Origin of the sequence: Bacillus sp. 491mf (assembly GCF_900112415.1) — a bacterium.
Taxonomy (GTDB): Bacteria; Bacillota; Bacilli; order Bacillales; family Bacillaceae_G; genus Bacillus_A.
The window spans coordinates 152,599-170,086 of record NZ_FOLV01000006.1 but is presented as its reverse complement, the minus strand read 5'-3'; the positions used below and the strand labels follow the sequence as shown (position 1 = coordinate 170,086).

Genomic DNA, 17,488 nt, shown 5'->3' with positions numbered 1-17,488 from the left:
GAACAGCTCGCTTTCTTGAAAAGTTTTTTGTTTACTATGTTCTGTTGAGTGGATCGTGACTGAATACGTTTTTGATTTTGCGCCTTCTTTATAACAGCCTTCTTTAAAAGGGCATCGTTTACATTTTTCTATATCAAAGTAATAGGTATCTCTCTGATTTTTACCTGTATTTTTCTTTCCTTCTCGTGCTTTACGAATGGCCATATGCCCAGCTTTACACACGTACATGCCGGCATCCTTGTTAAACTCGAATTCATCTTCTTTTTGACGTGTGCCTTGTGTGATATTTGGATTTAATTTTGATACTAATTGTAATTTATGTTCGTTCGCATATTGAATATTCTCTTTTTCCGAATAAGCGGTATCTCCAATAATTGTATCGATTTTCATACCTGTTTCTTGACTCTTTTCAATCAATGTTTGAAGGTATTTTCCATCGCTTTTTTCACCCGTTGTAATTACGGCAGCTGTAATCATACGTTCTTCGTTCATCGCAATATGTGTTTTATATCCAAAGAAGGAGGAGTCGGCTGTTTTATGCCCAATTCGTGCATCAGGGTCTTGTGAAAATTGAAGGTGTTCTTGGTGATCTTCTACAATTTCCTTCAAATAGTTGAGTTTTTCTTTCACATTTGGATATTTACGAATCATTTCTTCTTTTTCTACCGCTTCAATAACTTTTTGACAATATTCAAGTTCATCACCTAATTCATTCGTCGTTGTTTTAGGTGGGAATTTTTCTTTCATTCCTTCATCAATTTGATAAACCGCTTTGCGGAGTAGTTTTGATTTCTCCATTAAAAATTCTTTCGGTGATTTTTGATTGAAGCGTGCTTTTGTATGTGTAGCATCAACAATAATGGATTTACTTTGAATCAAGTCCTTTTCCAGTGCAATTTCTACTGTTTTTTGGATGAGCATGTCAAGTAACCCTACATCTTTTAAACGAAGCTTGCGAAATTTCGTTAACGAACTAGGGTCGATCACCATATCTTCTGGCGCCATATCTAAGAAATATTTAAAAGACATATCATATTTTGAGCGTTCGACAACATCTACATCGGATAAATCAAAAATGGATTTCAACAATAAATATTTGAACATACGAACGGGCGGCACTGCATTGCGACCGTTATCGAGACAATATTTATTCTTTAATTCCTCTAACACAAAAGAAAAATCAACCATTTCATTAAATTGACGAAGCATATTATCTTTTGGCACGACGATATCGTAAATCGCCATGAATGGGCTAAGGTTAAGAGGTTGTTGTTTTGAAATCATCCGAGACACCACCTAGAGTTAGTACAACCATTATACATAAAAAAAGTGAAAGCTTCCTCGATTTCATCGGGGAAGCTTTCACTTTTTGAACTATGAGGACTTTTTCAGTGGCCTCGTCGGGGGCGTGGGTGTCCTGCGATTCTGAGCAAGCCGCTTCCGCTTTTTTAGGGAAGATAGATAGGTAGGGGATAACTGCCCGTAAAAGCCCGATTGGGCGGGCTAACCATCAGTGGGAGATGAAAAAACTCTCCACTGATGGAAATTTCACTTTATGACGATAAAGATAAAGAAGGAGAAAATTTCAAAATAGAGCGAGTTGTAGCTTTGAAATAAAGTTTCTTCAAAAATACCTCGCAAACTGTAAATCAGGAGTTTGTATTTGATACTTCTACAATACATACGAATCCTCATACAAACGAAGAGGATGAAATTAACGTCGAGGTAACTTTGAGATGAAATCCAAAAGTATTTATTTAATAAAATTAAGAAGCATAACTTCGCATTTTATGCAGGTTTATGCTTCTTTTTATGCAAGAATGTGTTTTTCAAAAGTTATGTAAAAAAGACTCTTGTTATTGTTTTTAAATTCTTATTGAAGATATCGCGTATTAAGTGGGTATAAATTTGTCATTTAATTTGCATTCAAACTCATGCATCAGAACTCATATTTTCGTTCCTGCTTTTTGGAAATATTTCATTACTTGTAACTGTACTTTTACTTGAAGAGTTCGTAATCACAAAAATCCCCCCCATAACCAATAGCATACCGAAAATATGATACCAGAAAAGAGGTTCATGTAAGATAAGGGCTGATAAAACGACGGTGCTTATCGGCATTAAAGCAGTAAATACTGCTGCGGTTCCCGCTGATACTACTTCTAATCCTTGGTTCATTAATAGAACTGCTAGCACAGTAATTACAATCCCCGTATATAGTACTAGCGACCATATCAATGGAGAGACAGTAAAAAAGTTAAAATGTAAGGACTGATACATTGCCAAAGGCAAAAATAATACGGCGCCTGTCAAACTCATAATTGTCGTTATTGTTAAAGGTCTTAAAGATGTGGAAATTAATTTTCCAAATGAAAAGAAAACTGCTTCTCCAATAACAGCGCAAAAGATTAGTATATTTCCTATTAATGAATGGGAGTTTTCATTAAAATTTAAAAACTGTCCAAAAACATTAATAGATAATGTACCTAAAATGGTTAAAAGAATTCCTCCTATTTTATGAATTCCTAGTTTTTCTTTTAGAAAAAAATAAGAGATTAAAGCCATTATTGCAGGTGTACAACTCATAATAATGCCGCTGTCTAAAGCTGTTGTTTTTCTTAGTCCATATAACGTGCATATGCTAAATAAGAACACACCTATAAAACTTTGAAGAAAAAATATGATGTAATCCTTTTTTACGAGTTTCGGCATTTTTTCTCCTTTATATAAAAATAAAGGAAGTAGTATGAGGCAAGCAATTAATAATCTAAGCTCAGAAGCAATAAATATGGGAAGTTCTTTAATAATGAATTTATTAACAACCACAAAGCTTCCAATTGCAATCATTGCAAATGAAATTTGAATATAAGCAAGTGTTTGTTTAGACATAAAGAATTCCTTTCTTAATAAATTTTCACTATTAAGGATTTTTATTTGTAATGTTGCTTGTTGTTGTTTTGATATTTAACTGTTTACATACGATTAAATTATTTTTGGATTTCTATAAGTTGGAAAATTCTTTCGCGTATATAAACCAAAAATTTCTAAAAATCATAACTAACCGTAGCATAATATAGCTTAGATTTGCAAAATAAAAAGTTGAATATAATTTGAGAAATTTATCCAGAGTAATTACTCATAAAACAGAAAAAATGTTATGTGGTTATATTTTAAAAAAACTCCTATTTTAGAATCGTATGTATATCCCTTTGTTTTATTTGAATGCTTTTATTTTCAATAGATTTTCTAGGTATTCACTTTAATGTTGAGAAAAATAATTATATTCAAAATATTTATTGACGATTCGTTTTACTAATAATACCATTAACAACGTGATAGGCAAGTTTCAAATTGGCAGCTAAACTTTATGAAATGGCAGTGTAGCCAAGTGGTAAGGCATAGGTCTGCAAAACCTAATTCCTTGGTTCAAATCCAAGCACTGCCTCTATCCATTTTAAGGGGGATAACATATGTCAAATTCAATTCATGTAAAAAAGAAAGGAATTCATCAATTAGTTGCATCAGAAGAAGAAATGATCAAATTAATCAGTGAAGAATTAAAAAATACCACTCAAGAAAAATTAGTAATTATGTCAGGACATTTTATGCTTTTCTTTAATGAAGAAACGAATAACTTAACTCCTGGAATTACCGAAGAGCAGAAAACAGACGTAATGAAAGAGAGAATTTCACGCAGAGTAGGTATATTCCCTATGTATACTTGGGATATTGGAATTCAGTTAGGGGAGCAATTTTATGAACAATTTAAAGACATTAAATTCCTGTTATTAATTAATGATTGGCAATATGTCCCTTCTACAAATGCAAGTGTTAGCGATCTTCGTAAAGAATTTTATGAAAGATATACAGAAATTCCAGAGGCTTACGTTACAAGTTTAGAAAAGAGTAAGTATTTTAATCAACAAAGTATTTTGTCTAGCCGAAAAAATCCAATCTTTTTTCCGGAAACTTGGCTTAAATATAGATTTCAAAAAAGCGCTAGTAAGCTAGTAAAAGAAGGAAAATTAGAAAAAAGAATGTTAAATGATCAAGACAATCAATCTGAAGTATCGTTTTTAGATGAAGATGGAAATTATAAAACATTAATTAGTTGCGGTGTAACTGGATGTGCAGGAGAAATTACAGAAATGATTGCTGAGGTATATAAAGCGGGTTATAGAGCATTGTTGTTATTCGCGCCTGGGGAGTGTTACCAGCCAGTACGTACAGGGATTGAAATTGCTCTTAATCTATATAATTTAACAGGTATGAAAGTTATCGTTGCAGATCCGGGAGGAAGCGGTGAAATGTCCAAGGAAGAAATCTATGAAAAGCCTATTAATTTCTCTGTGTTTTCTTCTTAATAAAGTGAAACTTTAATCAGTGGGGGTTTTCTTCATCCCCCACTGATTATTAGCCCTCACCAATCGGGCTTTTACGGGCAGTTTATCTCCCGCCTAATTTCTTAAGAAAAGCGGAAACGCCGGAGATTCTAGCCGCTAGAGCTGGACAATGCTTTTGCTGAATTTTGAGGCGGGAGTATTACTGCCCGTTAATGCGGGATAAAGGAGGACAATGTTTATGAGACAAGTGTACTTAGATTATGCTGCTACCACTCCATGTCATAATAAAGTGGTTGAAGTGATGGAGAAGTACATGAAAACAGAATTTGCAAATCCATCGTCTCAGCATGTGATGGGAAAAAAAGCACAGTATGCAGTTGATCAAGCGAAAAGTAAAATTGCCACTTCTATTGGTGCCGATAAAGAAGAAATAATATTTACTTCAGGTGCAACAGAAAGTAATAACTTGGCATTATTAGGAGCCATTGATTATTATGAACAAGAACCGGTAAATGTAATTCTCTCTCCTATAGATCATAAATCGATTCTAGGAGTCGGAAAAGAGTTACAAAGAAGAGGGATTATCGTAAAATATGTGGATATTAATCGTGATGGAACGATTTGTTTAGATTCATTGCGATACTTGTTAGATGATCATACAAGGGTTGTTAGTTTTGCATATGTTAATTCTGAAATTGGGACAATTCAGCCTATCAATGAAATCTCTGCTCTGTGCAGAAAGTATAAAACATTGATACATGTAGATGCTGTTCAAGCTTTTGGAAAAATACCAATCGATGTAAAAAAATTAGATATCGATGCTCTATCTTTATCGGGACATAAAATCTATGGACCAAAAGGCATAGGCGTTTTATATGTAAATGGACACAAACAGAAAGACTTCCGGCCTTTACTATTTGGTGGTGAACAAACATATTTACGCAGTGGGACATTACCGACTTCACTAATAGCTGGTCTGGGAGCAGCAAGTGATATTGCTATATTAGAACTAGAAGAAAATTATGAAAAGGTAAAGAGATTAAGAACAATTGTTGTAAAGCGAATTCAACAAGAAATACCTCATTCTTGCGTAAATGTATGCATGGAAAATAGTATACCTCATATTATAAATATAATGATTCCAAACATTAGTTCAGAAACACTTATAGCAGGTATGAGAACTGTTTCTATCTCTTCAGGATCTGCTTGTAACTCAAGTAGTTTAGAACCGTCATATGTGTTACAAGAGATTGGATTAACAAAAGAAGAAGCAAATAGTTCCATTCGTATATCAATTAGTCCATATTTAAGTGAAGAAGAAGTCTTGTACGCTGTTGATGAGATTGTAGCGAAGATTAACGATATTTATTGTGTACAACAGGGTTTTTAATAATACTATCAATGAGACTACGTTCTCAAAATAAAAAAGGAAGATTCCTTATGAAGTAAGGTTCTTCCTTTTTATTTGCTACAGATAATAGTACGTTATTTTAACCTTACCTGTATATAATTAAAAAAGAGAGATAAAGTGAAACTTTAATCAGTGGGGGTTTTCTTCATCCCCCACTGATTATTAGCCCTCACCAATCGGGCTTTTACGGGCAGTTTATCTCCCACCTAACTTCTTTGCTTTCGCTGAATTTTGAGGTGGGAGTATTACTGCCCGTTAATGCGGGATAAAACTCTAATCAGGGTATATTATTTTACTAACCCACTCCCAATAACATTCTCCCTGTGCCACAATCATTCTATCTAACCAGGTTTGAAAATCACATCGAAAATCAATTAATTCAATACCATTTAACATCATATATTTATCATTATTTTGTTGGCATCTTGCATTACTTATTACAATATATCCTCGATCTGGACAATTACCAATAGGATACCTATCTCCATGTAACTCTTTATCATAGCGTTTTAGAATTTCCATAAGCGAATAAAAATGAAATGCAGTTCCATATTCGTAAGAAAAGAAATAAGCTCCGTTATGCAATAATAAAAATTCTTTATAATCATTTGGCACAATCCAACCTGTTTCACGAATGAATGTATGTATTTCTTCCTGTGTGGCTGGTTCATTAAACGTACATTCAGCAGTATAATAATATCCGTTAAAAGATTGAACCACTATTTCGTCTTTTTCATTTAAACGACTTTTTAATGTATCAAGTGTATTTTTAACACTATACTCTTTCAAATTTTTACCTCCTTTCCTTTATTATAAAAATACTATTCATCACTTGGGTCAATATCTTTTGAGCTTTTATCATAGTATCCAGCAAACCATCCAGATATCTTACTATGTTCCGCTTCAGGAATTGGTAAAAAAATTATCTATATCATTTGTACCACCAAATTCTCTAGGTTTTATATGATGCATTTGTTTGTAACCAGGAATTTTCCCATCCCATATATAGTTTGGATTACCATATTTATAAATTCTCTTATTGCAGTGCCGCTTTCTGTGCCTCCGTACACAACTCTTTTATCAGCAGGTACTAGAACCCAATCAGTTCTAAGTCCATCAGATGCTTTTTTCTTAGATCATGGATCTTGGTAATCAGGCAATGGCCTTCCTGATCTATTCACTGCAACATAAGGTTCTGACCAATTAGTTGTTGCTGGGTTTTTAAAATCAGTTGTATAATATGCTACAGCTTGTCCAAAATAACTCCAAAATTTAGTTTCAGCTGGCACCTCTTCGAATTTTGAATTTCCTACACGAATTTCGGGGCCTGTCCATATAACACCTAAATTATCAAAGATATTATCGTGATACCAATGTCCAAAATAAGGATATGCAAAGTCTGTTACAATACTACATAAAGATTTCTTGATAAAATTCAAAATTGAGATTTTTTTATTTCTGGTAATATTTACATTATGGAAAAACCTCTTGGGAATAAAATGCTTTTTGAGCGAAAAATTCAATTATTCAATAAGTTTTTCCTAATAATAGGAATGTTTGCTTTGATAAATAGGAAATGAATTATATTAAAATTGACATGTTTGAAATGGAAGAATTATATCCGATTGATAAAAAAGATAAAAAATGTTAAAAGTGTACTTGTATTATAGGAAGTGTTATAGCGCTACAGAAATAGCGATTATGTTCGTTTACGCGAGAGAAGAAGTTTTTATACGATGGATAGTATGGATAAGGAGAGACGGTATGGAATATAAAGGGATGGCTTCGTTATGGCTTGGAACGAGTCAATCATTTAATCAGCTTCAAGAATATGTTGATACGGAATATACAGAAGATGGAGATAGTATAGATTCAAAATTTGGAGTCAATTTCGGTTTTGGTTACTATGATGAAGATAATATAGAAATTATGTTTTATGAGGAACCTAAAATACATATAGAAGAGATTTTACAGGATTTCTCTTATAGTGAGATTATTATTCCGAGATTTAAAGATTTAATGAAAAAGGTAAATGTAGGGGACAGTACGAATTCTGTTATATTACTGTATGATTTTCGTTACGATGCAGAGAGAGTAAAAGATACATATGAGGATCTAGAATTTATATTTGTTGGTGCTGTATCTTATTATTAATAGCTTTGAGGTGTTGAACAATGTGGAAAGTAAAATGAACAAAGAGGAACTTATTGAACTTGTAAAAAAGATCTATAATCTTGATTTACCAGAAACAGAACATAGCGAATATGTGAATGAATTCAATAATAGCGGTGTTCCACATCCGGCACCTAGTGATTTAATATTTTGGAATGATATAGAATTAACACCTGGAGAAGTAGTAGAAAGTGCATTAAGTTATAAGAAAGAAAAAGAATAACTGAAACAATTGGATAAGAAATTGTACTTGTTTTTATATGAGGCTGTGGGTAGGGGGAGAATGAGATGGAAAGTTCAAAAGTTGTATTATGTATACCTGGTTTATGGAAGAATAGAAGTGAACTTATTGAAGCGATTGTAAGAAAAAGCGAGGGATATATGTTCGCTGGGAATTATATTAGTAAACTAGGGGATCCGAGTATGTTTTTTGAAGTTGATATATATGAGCATGATGAACGAGTAGCAGAAGCTTTTGAAATTGCTGGATACAATTCATTTACTGAGGAAGACCTTGATTTTATTAGAAAACATTCTTTAACTCTGTATTTAATTGGGGACGGAGGTTCGATTGAAAAGATAAGAAAGTTAGTTGATGCTGCAAATGCACTTGTAAAATCTGGAGGACTTGGCGTGAAGGTTGAATCTTCAGGTACTGCAAATACAATTGAAAACTGGAATCGTATGTATCATACAGATGATGCGGTAGAATTATTTCAAGCTTTTGTGACAGTGATTGAAGAAGATGATTTTTACTATACATGTGGTATGCATTGCTTTGGGCTCCCGGATGTAATTACTTTTAAAGATCAAATAACGCCGCAATATGCTCAAGAATTAATGAACGTTTTTTGTTTGTATAATCTCATTGAAAAGCCTAGCCTAACGGATTATTCTACATTCAGCCTAGATGAAAATAATCCTCATTTTATATTGCAACATACGGAGTGTAGACATTTTGCAGAAGATGAACTGTTTTATAATCAGTATGGAATTTGGGCTTTAGTAAAAAAAGAGTAGTATAAAATGATTACGTATATTGCAGATAAATGAGTACAGGAGAACGTAAATGGAAAAGTTTATTAAAAATATCGGGGATAAAACTTTCATTACTCAGGCAGAAGAGTATTTAGCGGTGCAGGTAGAGGGGTTATTTCATTTTCTATCTGAGGTAGAAAATGATCGATTAATAGATGGGTTTTCTATGCAAGTTGGGTGGTCGATTTACTTTCTTGATCAAAGGGAAGATGGATATCATATTATTGTACATGATTATACAAAGAATCCATTTGAAGATATGACGGATGATTTAACAATTTCTTTATGGATTCTATTGAAACAAGTTCGTTGTGTAAAGCAATTAAAAGTTGAAGGGGAATTGCTGCGTTTTTGTGACAAAATTGTCGCTGCAAAAAATGTATTGCAGTTAGATGATATTTACTTAGAGAGAACAAAAAATTGTGAAACAGGTGACTCCGGTTGGTATATAGGCCCTGTTAATGATGAGGACAATACAGAAGAGTTAGAAGCGTTTTATGCATATGAACTTTTAAAGTTGAGGCCTTCTATTGTTCAAGTTTTAACATTGCCTGCTGAATACCTTGTAGTATTTGAAAAAGATCAAATAAAAGCAATTTTAGATGAAAATGATATTAATATTTGGGATGAAGTTGTCGATGTGTAATCTAGTATAGAAAATGGAAGCTATCATGTTACTACTCTTGGTACAGGGCGAATAGACGATAAAATATTAACTTTAAAACTACATTAGGATTTAGAAGACTCGTACACTTGTAAGAGTCTTTTTATTTATTATTGTACGAAATCATAATGAAAATCTTTAAGTAGAAATAACTTTATTATAAAACGACAGCATACCATAATTGAATTATGGAATGTTATAATTTAGGAGAATATGGTTTCATGATCTTACCATTTAAGTAAGAATTCAAATAGAGAGGTGAGTAGATGATGATTTCGTAAACGATCCAAATAATTTAGTAGTATGTGATTTTAATACAGTAGCCTAAATTGAACCAGTAATAGTAATATTGCTAAAGTTGAATTGTATTATCGTAGAGCAAAAGCTTTCATTTCATTTTAAGTGAGGTGGGGATTAATGATTTTAGATTTAAAAGGTGAATCCCAAATGGACCCTATTGTAGGTATGCTTTATTCTGTTGTAGATGGTAATTATAAGCGGTTAATATCCATTGTTGCAGGTATGTCACAGGAAGAATTAGATTATAAGGGGCCAAATCAGAAATATAACAGTACAGCACAATTAATAAGGCATTTGACATATGTAGATCTTAATTGGGCTTTTAGGATTAAAGGTGAGCTAGTACCAAAGCTTTTTGAAGATAAGTACGGACCTATGTTGGATAAAAATAATGAAATTCCATTGATTTATGGGGTTTCATTGGAAAGAATTCTATCGGATTATGATGAGGTATTCAACATGTTTAAATCTATTTGCTTACAGTTAACTGACAAACAATTGAATAAACTAGTTAATTATGAAAATGGAGCAACAGCAACTATCCGATGGGGCATTTGGCATATAGCAGATCATAATAGATATCATCAGGCTCACATTAATCAACTTCGCAAATGGTATAAAGAGGAGAAAGAGGGAATGATTAAGGAGCAAGTTTACTAAAATGCCATTAATTAGAAGGGAAAAGAAGCATACAACATACAATATGTCATGTTTGAAAAAGTAAATCTAGCACTATTTTCATACATTGAGGAATTTTATAACCGTAAGCGAATCCTTAGTAGCATTGGTTATAAAATTCCCCAAGCAATAGAAGTAGGTTAGATTTAACTATTTTGTGTCCGGAAAATTGGCTTAAAGGCAGTTTTCAACACTCATGTTACTTAAAAGTTAGACATACGCATGCAACAATTGATTATTGGTTCCACGTGCAAAACAATCGATGTAATCATATGTCCGAGAAACAGCTGCTGGGCTAGAGGCAATAATGGGACCACCAATTTCTTGCCACTCGGGCCACCATTGCCCATCCCAATGCCTAGTCCGTAATTTATTATCGCCTCCGCGCCCAAAAACATATAGTGAATCTCGTCCCCAGGACGAGATTGCGGGTGCACCGATGATAAAACCTCCAAGATCTTTTCAATCACTCCACCCATAACGATCAAAAGATTTATGATACACATGACCATCCATTCCACGTACAACACAGTCGATTAAATTTTCTGCCCGAGAAACAGCTGCTGGACCGGCGGAAAGGGTACCACCAAGATCTTCCCAGTCGCTCCAACTTGAACCATTCCTATACTTATGCCACAAATGATTATCGGTTCCGCGCCCAAAAACTTCTAGGTTGTTCATATGCTTGGACGTGACCGCAGGTGCATCAATGATAACTCCACCAAGGTCTTCCCATTGCCAGGTGACTCGCTGACTACTATTTCTGTAGTTCGATTTGGTTAGATAATATGGATATGATGCTGTTGGTTCAAAGAAATTTTGTCTTTTCAACGTTCATCACTTTTAATATCAAAATAGCTTGAAGGATTCATTTTGTTTATTGGTGGGCCCGCCCTGTCAATAAACAAAAAATAATTATAACATTAAAAAACATAATTAAATTATCGTTAACTATATTTCGGATATGTGCTACATTTAAGAAAAGAAAAAGTAGGAAAGGACTTATATCCATGAACCGAATTGCTATCGTGGCAGCATGGGAACCAGAGCTTACGTATTTACATAAATATTATCCAAGCTATCGGAAAGAAAAACGAGCAGCTTGGGAATTTCATTTTCATAATCTGAACGGCATTGAATTGATTTCTGTCATTACTGGAGTCGGGAAAGTACAATGTGCAAGCTGTGTTCAGCTTTTGATTAGTGAATTTCAACCTGAGCAGCTATTTATGACCGGAATTTGCGGCAGTTTATCAAACAAGGTGAAAAATGGTGATATTATTGTCGCTACTAAAGTGATGCAACATGATGTTACAGGAGCAGGAACGGGGATGGATCCGTTTGATTTGTATACAGGCAGAGCAGCAAGTATTCAACCTTCTAAACAATTGATAAAAGAAATGAAAAAGTTGCAATTAGTTTACAACTCTCATTATGGGACATTCGTTTCGGGTGACCAGCGTATTCGTAGTTCAGAAACGAGGGAACTACTTCAAACAGTATACGGAGCCCTTGCGGTCGATCAAGAAATTGCTGCATTTTCTTACGTTTGTTATGTGAATGAAAAACCATTTCTTTGCTTAAAAGCTGCTTCAGATCAAGCAAATGATAAAACAGTAGAAGAACAAAAAGTGTTCAAAATGTTAGCTTGTGAGAAGGCATGCGAATATATAGTTGCATTTTTACTGCATGTTACAAAAGAAATGAAAGTGTAGGGATTACACTTATAGTATTCCAACTATTTGTTAATAAGTTTTTTAGAAAAGTCATTTTGGGTGATGAAGATGAAAAATAGTATAAATTTTGTTGGTATAATTATAGTTTTTTTAATTATTTTCATGATTGTTTTAACATGGAAAATAGATACAAATAGTGAATTAACAAGATCTACAATGAAAACAAGTAATAGTGCAGTTTCTAAAGGGATAGATGGTTATATTTTACTTAAGGGAGATACCGTTTATTTCATTGAAGAGAAACATATAAAAGATGCTTACGATAGAAAACATTTGGAAGAACGATTAAAAAGAAAAATTCCCGCTGACGCTATTTTACACTTTAATAATGCAAGTATAGAAAAGGGATTACAAACAGGTGATAAAGTGGAAATATGGTATAGTGAAATACTTGAATCTTATCCTGCGAAGATACAGGTTACAAAGATAGAAAAGATTCAGGATTAAGAGATGGAGGATTGCATAGTGGGGAAGAGTTTATCAGAAATGTCACTTGAGGAATTGTGGGAACTATTTCCGATTATACTGAAGAAACATAATCCAATATGGAAAGATTGGTATTTACAAGAAGAAAAATTGCTTAGCGCTATAATTGGTAATCAATATATCGAACGAATAAATCATATAGGGAGTACTTCTGTTAACGGATTATTAGCAAAGCCAACGATAGATATTTTGCTTGAAATAACAGAAGACTGCGATTTGAAATTTTTAGTTAGTATGTTGGGGAAAAACGGATATATTATGGAAAAGCAATCACAAAAGCCAGCACCTCATATGATGTTTATGAAAGGTTATAACGAAAATGGATTTGCTGAAAAAGTATTTCATATTCATGTTCGGTATATAGGTAATTGGAATGAATTGTATTTTAGAGATTATTTACAACTACATAAAGATGTTGCCAAAGAATATGGTAACTTGAAAATGAGCTTAATAGATAAATATAAACATAACAGAGACGGATATACGGAAGCAAAAACAGAGTTTGTTAACAAATATACTGAAATTGCAAAAACGGAATTTAAAAATAAATATAATCCGAGCTAATGAACATTTTGTTTCAAATCAAGTTTTTTGATAAGTCTTTGATTACCTGATGAAGAATTCATTAAGTTACTGATTGTGACTTTTTGTTCACTTTTATTTCAAAGCTACAGTTACAAAAAGTGTATAATTTAAGAACAAACCAAATAGAAGTAATGGTTTTTTCACAGAATAAAGATGAAAAATAAAAAATTAATTTTAAAAAAGAATGAGGAATATATGCAACTAATCCAATGTACAAAAAAATTAGCTGATGAAATGAAAATAAAAGTACAGAAAGTAGATGCTGCTGATTTCAACCCACTATATTGTTGGCATGCGAATCTTTTTAAGATTGGCCGAAAAAAATGTGTAATGATTATGAATAATGCTACAAGATATCACTTTGTTATTTACGGGGTATTAAAGAAAGACTTGCAAAACTTAGATCTTTTATTTAAGAAGAATTTAACAACAATCTTATTATTAGATGGAATCGAACCTGAGATAATTGAACAATACTTAAATCAAGATTCAACTGTACAATATGCTGCAACAAATAATCGCAGTATTATTTCACAAATAAATGAGTCTATTTTCGCTGTAGATCATTATTTTTATCATGAATTAGTAGAAAAAAAGGAAGAGTTTATAGATTTAGCGGCAATGAATCAATGGCTGAACGATCAAATTATGCTGAAGTTACCGAAGTATCCAGTTGAAATGATGAGAGAGGCACTTGTAGTAAGATAGAAGTTATCCTATAAATTTGCAATACATTCAAAGAAGAGTTTACAGTATATCCACTGAAAAAATTGATTATTTTCACAAAATAGTTAGGCCTTTCCTAACCACGAACTATTGTTTGAATCTTTTCAAAAATAATACATTAGTCTTTTTGAAAAGAAATGCATTATAATGGATAAGACAGATTCTAGGTAAAGAGGTTATGGAAATGGACAAAGTATACAACGATTTATTGAATATATTAGATAATACTAAAATTAAAAAAGACGAACCGTTAAAAAAGTACACTTTCACTAAAACGGGTGGAAATGCGGATTATTTTGTTTTGCCTACTACGTATGAAGAGGTACAAGAAGTAATAAAATATGCAAGTCAAAATAATATCGATTTTACTATTTTAGGTAATGGTTCAAACTTAATTATTAAAGATGGCGGCATTAGAGGGATTGTACTGAATTTAACTAAATTAACTAATATCGCATTGAAAGATAATAAGATCATTGTTCAAAGCGGAGCAACTATTATTGATACTTCTAGATTTGCATTGGAAAATCATCTAACTGGTTTAGAATTTGCTTGTGGCATTCCAGGAACAGTTGGCGGAGCAGTATATATGAATGCAGGAGCATATGGTGGCGAAGTATCACATGTGATTGAAAGTGTATTAGTGTTAACTAGAAATGGCGAAATTCTGAATTTAACTAAAAATGACTTAGAATTAGAATACAGAAACAGTTCTATTTCTAGAGAAGGATATCTTGTGTTAGAAGCAACATTTGCTTTACAAGAAGGTGAATACAATATAATCAAAGAAAAGATGGATGAATTGACATTTTTGCGTGAATCAAAACAACCATTAGAATATCCTTCTTGTGGCAGTGTATTTAAACGTCCTCCAGGAATGTTTGCTGGTAAGTTAATACAAGATAGTGGATTGCAAGGAAAACAAATAGGTGGTGCCCAAGTATCTACTAAGCATGCTGGATTTATGGTGAATGTAGATGAAGCTACAGCAAGTGATTATGTAAACCTTATCCGATATGTGCAGGAAACGGTAAAATCTAAATTTAACGTAGAATTAGAAACTGAAGTTAAGATTATTGGAGAAGATTTAAAATCTAATTAGTAAACGTCTCTAGAAATGTTTTGGTAACTCGTGATAAAAAAGGCTAATTATGTACGAATAATAACGTAATTAAAAAATAATAAAATTATTTAACAAATAAAATAGTTATTTAAAAAGATGATATGAAATTGGATATTCATATCATCTTTTTATGTTGTCTAGTATACTGAATGTAAGGTTTTTGATTTTTTGTATTTTTCTACAATTTATTACGAAATAAGAGTGTATAATACATTCTCAAATGATAGAATTATTAACATACTGTAAAATGAAAGAGGTAAAAATAATGGAGACTTGTGCAGATGTTTTAATTGTTATCGATTTACAAAATGGTGTATGTTACAGTGGAGATCATTTATTTGATTTACAAAATTTACTCACTAAAGTAAATAATAGAATTACTTTATATAGAAAATTACATAAACCGATTATTTTTGTTCAACATTGTGATGAAGAATTAGTACCTGAAGAAGAACCATGGGCTATTAATGCCAATCTAGATGTTCAAGAGCTAGATTTTTTTGTAAGGAAGATACATGCAAATTCTTTTTACAAAACGAACTTAAAAAATCTTTTAGACCAATTAGCTGTACAGCGTATTGAATTTTGCGGTGCCCAAACAGAATACTGTATGGATGCTACAATTAAATTTGCTCATGGATTGGGATACGAAAATTTCATGGTACAGAAAGCAACTTCTACTTTGAATAATCCATTTATGTCTGCAAAAGAGACGATTGATTTTTATGAAAATATATGGAACCATAGATTTTTAAAATTGATAGGAGATGAATCTTAGAATGAACGATTGTATAAAGTGAAACTTTAATCAGTGGGGGTTTTCTTCATCCCCCACTGATTATTAGTTGAACCAATCGGGCTTTTACGGGCAGTTTATCTCCCACCTAACTTCTGAACGAGCCGCTAGAGCTGGACAATGCTTTCGCCGAACTTTGAGGGGGGAGTATTACTGCCCGTTAATGCGGGATAAAAATCGTAAAACGAGGATTCATCAGTGAAAATTAAACATCTTTATTCTTTTTATACACAAATTATTAATTAAAGAAGTACGTAAGAAATAGGAACAAATTAACTTAGGGTACTTGCTTATCTTGAGTGGTACATTAGTTACGATTTTATCGAATTTTGCTTTAAGAAGTGAGATATTACATTGTCAAGTTGGCAAAATGAAAAGTGTGCAACAAGAAGAGAGATACGAATGTATGTCTCTTTTCTTTATATACAATAGAGTATTTAAAACAAAAAGGGGATTGATTTGTTACATGCAAAAGCAAAATAAAATTGCAGTAATTGGTGGAGCTGGGAAAGCAGGCCGATACGTTGTGGAAAAAGCTTTAGAAGCAGGTTATCAAGTTCGAGTTCTGACAAGAAATCCAAAACAATTTAAGGCGTTTTATAAACATGTTGAAATTATAAAAGGTGATGTGAGAGATGTAGAAGTGATTCGAACTTTATTTAATGGTTGCCATACAGTAATTAGTACTCTAGGTAAACCGAAGAAAGAGTCATTCATTTTTAGCAGTGCAACCAATAATATTCTTACTGTAATGAATGAGTTACATATTTTAAGATATATTGTGGTCTCTGGTGGATCAGTCGATGTACCAGGAGATAAAAAGAGTTTTCTAAATAAAATGGGAGCAAGGATGTTTCGAATTCTTTTTCCAAATATGATGAAAGACAAGTATAAAGAGTTAAATCTGTTGTTAGAAAGTAACCTTGATTGGACATTTGTCCGTTTACCATTTGTAGTGGAAGGAGTAGCCACTGGTAGCATAAAAGAGAGTTTAAGAGATATTCCTGGTTTGAAGATTTATAATAGTGATATTGCTGATTTTCTTATTAAGCAAATTGCTAGTCCTTTATATATAAGAAAATGTCCTTTTATTGCGAATTAATGTGAACTGTATATTTTTGTATCTTCTTATATCCTTTTATTGTAAAATTTTATTAAGGATGGGAGGAATATATATGAAATTTGAAGATAATAGAGAACTAGGCATTCGGTTAGGTGCATTACTAGTGACAGAAGATCATAGATATTTGGTGATTAAGAAAAATGATCATTATTCTCTGCTTAATGTGGAAACGATGGAGTGCAGCATATTAGAAGTCGCTTTAGAGTATATTGAAGAAGTGATGGCAGAGGATTTGCAGGAAACAGTGAAGCATATTATTCCTGCTGAGCATTTGAAACTTGTTGCGAACAATATCGTATGAAAGGGT

Annotated in this window: 20 protein-coding genes, 1 tRNA gene and 1 pseudogene; 17 read left to right on the top strand and 5 right to left on the bottom strand. The window is 32.6% G+C overall.

What is annotated here, in order from left to right:
• On the bottom strand, positions 1–1,284 hold a 1,284-nt coding region (locus BM211_RS09120), incomplete at its 3' end, for an IS1182 family transposase (protein ID WP_090996552.1).
• Positions 1,285–1,932: 648 nt separating this feature from the next.
• Complete coding sequence (locus BM211_RS09115) at positions 1,933–2,889, bottom strand: DMT family transporter (protein ID WP_090996549.1); 957 nt, start codon at positions 2,887–2,889, stop codon at positions 1,933–1,935.
• Between the two features lie 485 nt (positions 2,890–3,374).
• On the opposite strand from BM211_RS09115, the gene BM211_RS09110 reads away from it, so the two are divergent.
• The 3 genes from BM211_RS09110 (at position 3,375) to BM211_RS09100 (ending at position 5,733) form a co-directional block, all read left to right on the top strand.
• Positions 3,375–3,445: transfer RNA gene (locus tag BM211_RS09110), tRNA-Cys, on the top strand.
• A 25-nt stretch (positions 3,446–3,470) separates the two neighbouring features.
• Positions 3,471–4,364, top strand: a complete 894-nt coding sequence (locus tag BM211_RS09105) for an LPD16 domain-containing protein (RefSeq protein WP_051957247.1) — start codon at positions 3,471–3,473, stop codon at positions 4,362–4,364.
• A 217-nt stretch (positions 4,365–4,581) separates the two neighbouring features.
• Complete coding sequence (locus BM211_RS09100) at positions 4,582–5,733, top strand: cysteine desulfurase family protein (protein WP_035431432.1); 1,152 nt, start codon at positions 4,582–4,584, stop codon at positions 5,731–5,733.
• 294 nt (positions 5,734–6,027) lie between these two features.
• On the opposite strand, the gene BM211_RS09095 is transcribed toward BM211_RS09100, so the two are convergent.
• Both BM211_RS09095 and BM211_RS09090 read right to left on the bottom strand, forming a co-directional pair.
• Positions 6,028–6,543, bottom strand: coding sequence for an SMI1/KNR4 family protein (locus tag BM211_RS09095; RefSeq protein ID WP_090996547.1), 516 nt, complete (start codon positions 6,541–6,543; stop codon positions 6,028–6,030).
• A gap of 347 nt (positions 6,544–6,890) precedes the next feature.
• Positions 6,891–7,193, bottom strand: a complete 303-nt coding sequence (locus BM211_RS09090; RefSeq protein ID WP_141771611.1) for a hypothetical protein — start codon at positions 7,191–7,193, stop codon at positions 6,891–6,893.
• A gap of 325 nt (positions 7,194–7,518) precedes the next feature.
• On the opposite strand from BM211_RS09090, the gene BM211_RS09085 reads away from it, so the two are divergent.
• The 6 genes and pseudogenes from BM211_RS09085 to BM211_RS27030 form a co-directional block, all read left to right on the top strand.
• Positions 7,519–7,908, top strand: a complete 390-nt coding sequence (locus BM211_RS09085; RefSeq protein WP_035431425.1) for an immunity 22 family protein — start codon at positions 7,519–7,521, stop codon at positions 7,906–7,908.
• 22 nt (positions 7,909–7,930) lie between these two features.
• Positions 7,931–8,149 carry a bacteriocin immunity protein gene (locus BM211_RS09080; protein WP_090996543.1) on the top strand — a complete coding sequence of 73 codons (219 nt, stop codon included), beginning with the start codon at positions 7,931–7,933 and terminating at the stop codon, positions 8,147–8,149.
• Between the two features lie 65 nt (positions 8,150–8,214).
• Complete coding sequence (locus tag BM211_RS09075; RefSeq protein WP_035431423.1) at positions 8,215–8,946, top strand: DUF4261 domain-containing protein; 732 nt, start codon at positions 8,215–8,217, stop codon at positions 8,944–8,946.
• 49 nt (positions 8,947–8,995) lie between these two features.
• Complete coding sequence (locus BM211_RS09070) at positions 8,996–9,610, top strand: immunity protein Imm33 domain-containing protein (RefSeq protein ID WP_035431421.1); 615 nt, start codon at positions 8,996–8,998, stop codon at positions 9,608–9,610.
• A gap of 435 nt (positions 9,611–10,045) precedes the next feature.
• Positions 10,046–10,588 carry a DinB family protein gene (locus BM211_RS09065; RefSeq protein ID WP_177206905.1) on the top strand — a complete coding sequence of 181 codons (543 nt, stop codon included), beginning with the start codon at positions 10,046–10,048 and terminating at the stop codon, positions 10,586–10,588.
• A 30-nt stretch (positions 10,589–10,618) separates the two neighbouring features.
• Positions 10,619–10,750 (top strand): annotated as a pseudogene (locus BM211_RS27030) (IS3 family transposase); the annotation flags it as partial.
• Positions 10,751–11,068: 318 nt separating this feature from the next.
• On the opposite strand, the gene BM211_RS25875 reads toward BM211_RS27030, so the two are convergent.
• Entirely contained in the window at positions 11,069–11,287 is a 219-nt protein-coding gene (locus BM211_RS25875) for a DUF8189 domain-containing protein (protein WP_141771610.1), read from the bottom strand.
• Between the two features lie 329 nt (positions 11,288–11,616).
• Between BM211_RS25875 and mtnN the strand changes: the two genes are divergently transcribed.
• From mtnN to BM211_RS09015, 8 genes are all read left to right on the top strand, one after another.
• Positions 11,617–12,321: a 5'-methylthioadenosine/S-adenosylhomocysteine nucleosidase gene (gene mtnN / locus BM211_RS09050; protein WP_035431419.1), complete on the top strand. Its 705-nt coding sequence runs from the start codon at positions 11,617–11,619 to the stop codon at positions 12,319–12,321.
• A gap of 69 nt (positions 12,322–12,390) precedes the next feature.
• Positions 12,391–12,789, top strand: a complete 399-nt coding sequence (locus BM211_RS09045) for a DUF3221 domain-containing protein (protein WP_035431417.1) — start codon at positions 12,391–12,393, stop codon at positions 12,787–12,789.
• Positions 12,790–12,807: 18 nt separating this feature from the next.
• Positions 12,808–13,392, top strand: coding sequence for a GrpB family protein (locus tag BM211_RS09040; RefSeq protein WP_035431414.1), 585 nt, complete (start codon positions 12,808–12,810; stop codon positions 13,390–13,392).
• A gap of 174 nt (positions 13,393–13,566) precedes the next feature.
• The gene (locus BM211_RS09035) at positions 13,567–14,121 is read left to right on the top strand and encodes a DUF6933 domain-containing protein (protein WP_256217057.1); all 555 of its coding nucleotides are present in this window, start codon (positions 13,567–13,569) and stop codon (positions 14,119–14,121) included.
• Positions 14,122–14,317: 196 nt separating this feature from the next.
• A complete protein-coding gene (gene murB, locus BM211_RS09030) occupies positions 14,318–15,241 on the top strand; it encodes a UDP-N-acetylmuramate dehydrogenase (RefSeq protein WP_035431411.1) in 924 nt (307 codons plus the stop codon).
• Positions 15,242–15,527: 286 nt separating this feature from the next.
• Positions 15,528–16,040, top strand: a complete 513-nt coding sequence (locus tag BM211_RS09025) for a cysteine hydrolase family protein (RefSeq protein WP_035431409.1) — start codon at positions 15,528–15,530, stop codon at positions 16,038–16,040.
• 484 nt (positions 16,041–16,524) lie between these two features.
• Complete coding sequence (locus BM211_RS09020) at positions 16,525–17,160, top strand: NAD(P)-dependent oxidoreductase (protein ID WP_035431407.1); 636 nt, start codon at positions 16,525–16,527, stop codon at positions 17,158–17,160.
• Between the two features lie 73 nt (positions 17,161–17,233).
• Positions 17,234–17,482 carry a hypothetical protein gene (locus BM211_RS09015; RefSeq protein ID WP_035431405.1) on the top strand — a complete coding sequence of 83 codons (249 nt, stop codon included), beginning with the start codon at positions 17,234–17,236 and terminating at the stop codon, positions 17,480–17,482.
• Positions 17,483–17,488 lie beyond the last annotated feature (6 nt).

Bases quoted from the DNA above. Each gene is read 5' to 3' on its own strand.
- BM211_RS09115 (WP_090996549.1), bottom strand. From the start codon at position 2,889: ATGTCTAAACAAACACTTGCTTATATTCAAATTTCATTTGCAATGATT.
- BM211_RS09105 (WP_051957247.1), top strand. From the start codon at position 3,471: ATGTCAAATTCAATTCATGTAAAAAAGAAAGGAATTCATCAATTAGTT.
- BM211_RS09100 (WP_035431432.1), top strand. From the start codon at position 4,582: ATGAGACAAGTGTACTTAGATTATGCTGCTACCACTCCATGTCATAAT.
- BM211_RS09085 (WP_035431425.1), top strand. From the start codon at position 7,519: ATGGAATATAAAGGGATGGCTTCGTTATGGCTTGGAACGAGTCAATCA.
- BM211_RS09075 (WP_035431423.1), top strand. From the start codon at position 8,215: ATGGAAAGTTCAAAAGTTGTATTATGTATACCTGGTTTATGGAAGAAT.
- BM211_RS09070 (WP_035431421.1), top strand. From the start codon at position 8,996: ATGGAAAAGTTTATTAAAAATATCGGGGATAAAACTTTCATTACTCAG.
- BM211_RS09065 (WP_177206905.1), top strand. From the start codon at position 10,046: ATGATTTTAGATTTAAAAGGTGAATCCCAAATGGACCCTATTGTAGGT.
- BM211_RS25875 (WP_141771610.1), bottom strand. From the start codon at position 11,287: ATGAACAACCTAGAAGTTTTTGGGCGCGGAACCGATAATCATTTGTGG.
- mtnN (WP_035431419.1), top strand. From the start codon at position 11,617: ATGAACCGAATTGCTATCGTGGCAGCATGGGAACCAGAGCTTACGTAT.
- BM211_RS09045 (WP_035431417.1), top strand. From the start codon at position 12,391: ATGAAAAATAGTATAAATTTTGTTGGTATAATTATAGTTTTTTTAATT.
- BM211_RS09035 (WP_256217057.1), top strand. From the start codon at position 13,567: ATGAAAAATAAAAAATTAATTTTAAAAAAGAATGAGGAATATATGCAA.
- murB (WP_035431411.1), top strand. From the start codon at position 14,318: ATGGAAATGGACAAAGTATACAACGATTTATTGAATATATTAGATAAT.
- BM211_RS09025 (WP_035431409.1), top strand. From the start codon at position 15,528: ATGGAGACTTGTGCAGATGTTTTAATTGTTATCGATTTACAAAATGGT.
- BM211_RS09020 (WP_035431407.1), top strand. From the start codon at position 16,525: ATGCAAAAGCAAAATAAAATTGCAGTAATTGGTGGAGCTGGGAAAGCA.
- BM211_RS09015 (WP_035431405.1), top strand. From the start codon at position 17,234: ATGAAATTTGAAGATAATAGAGAACTAGGCATTCGGTTAGGTGCATTA.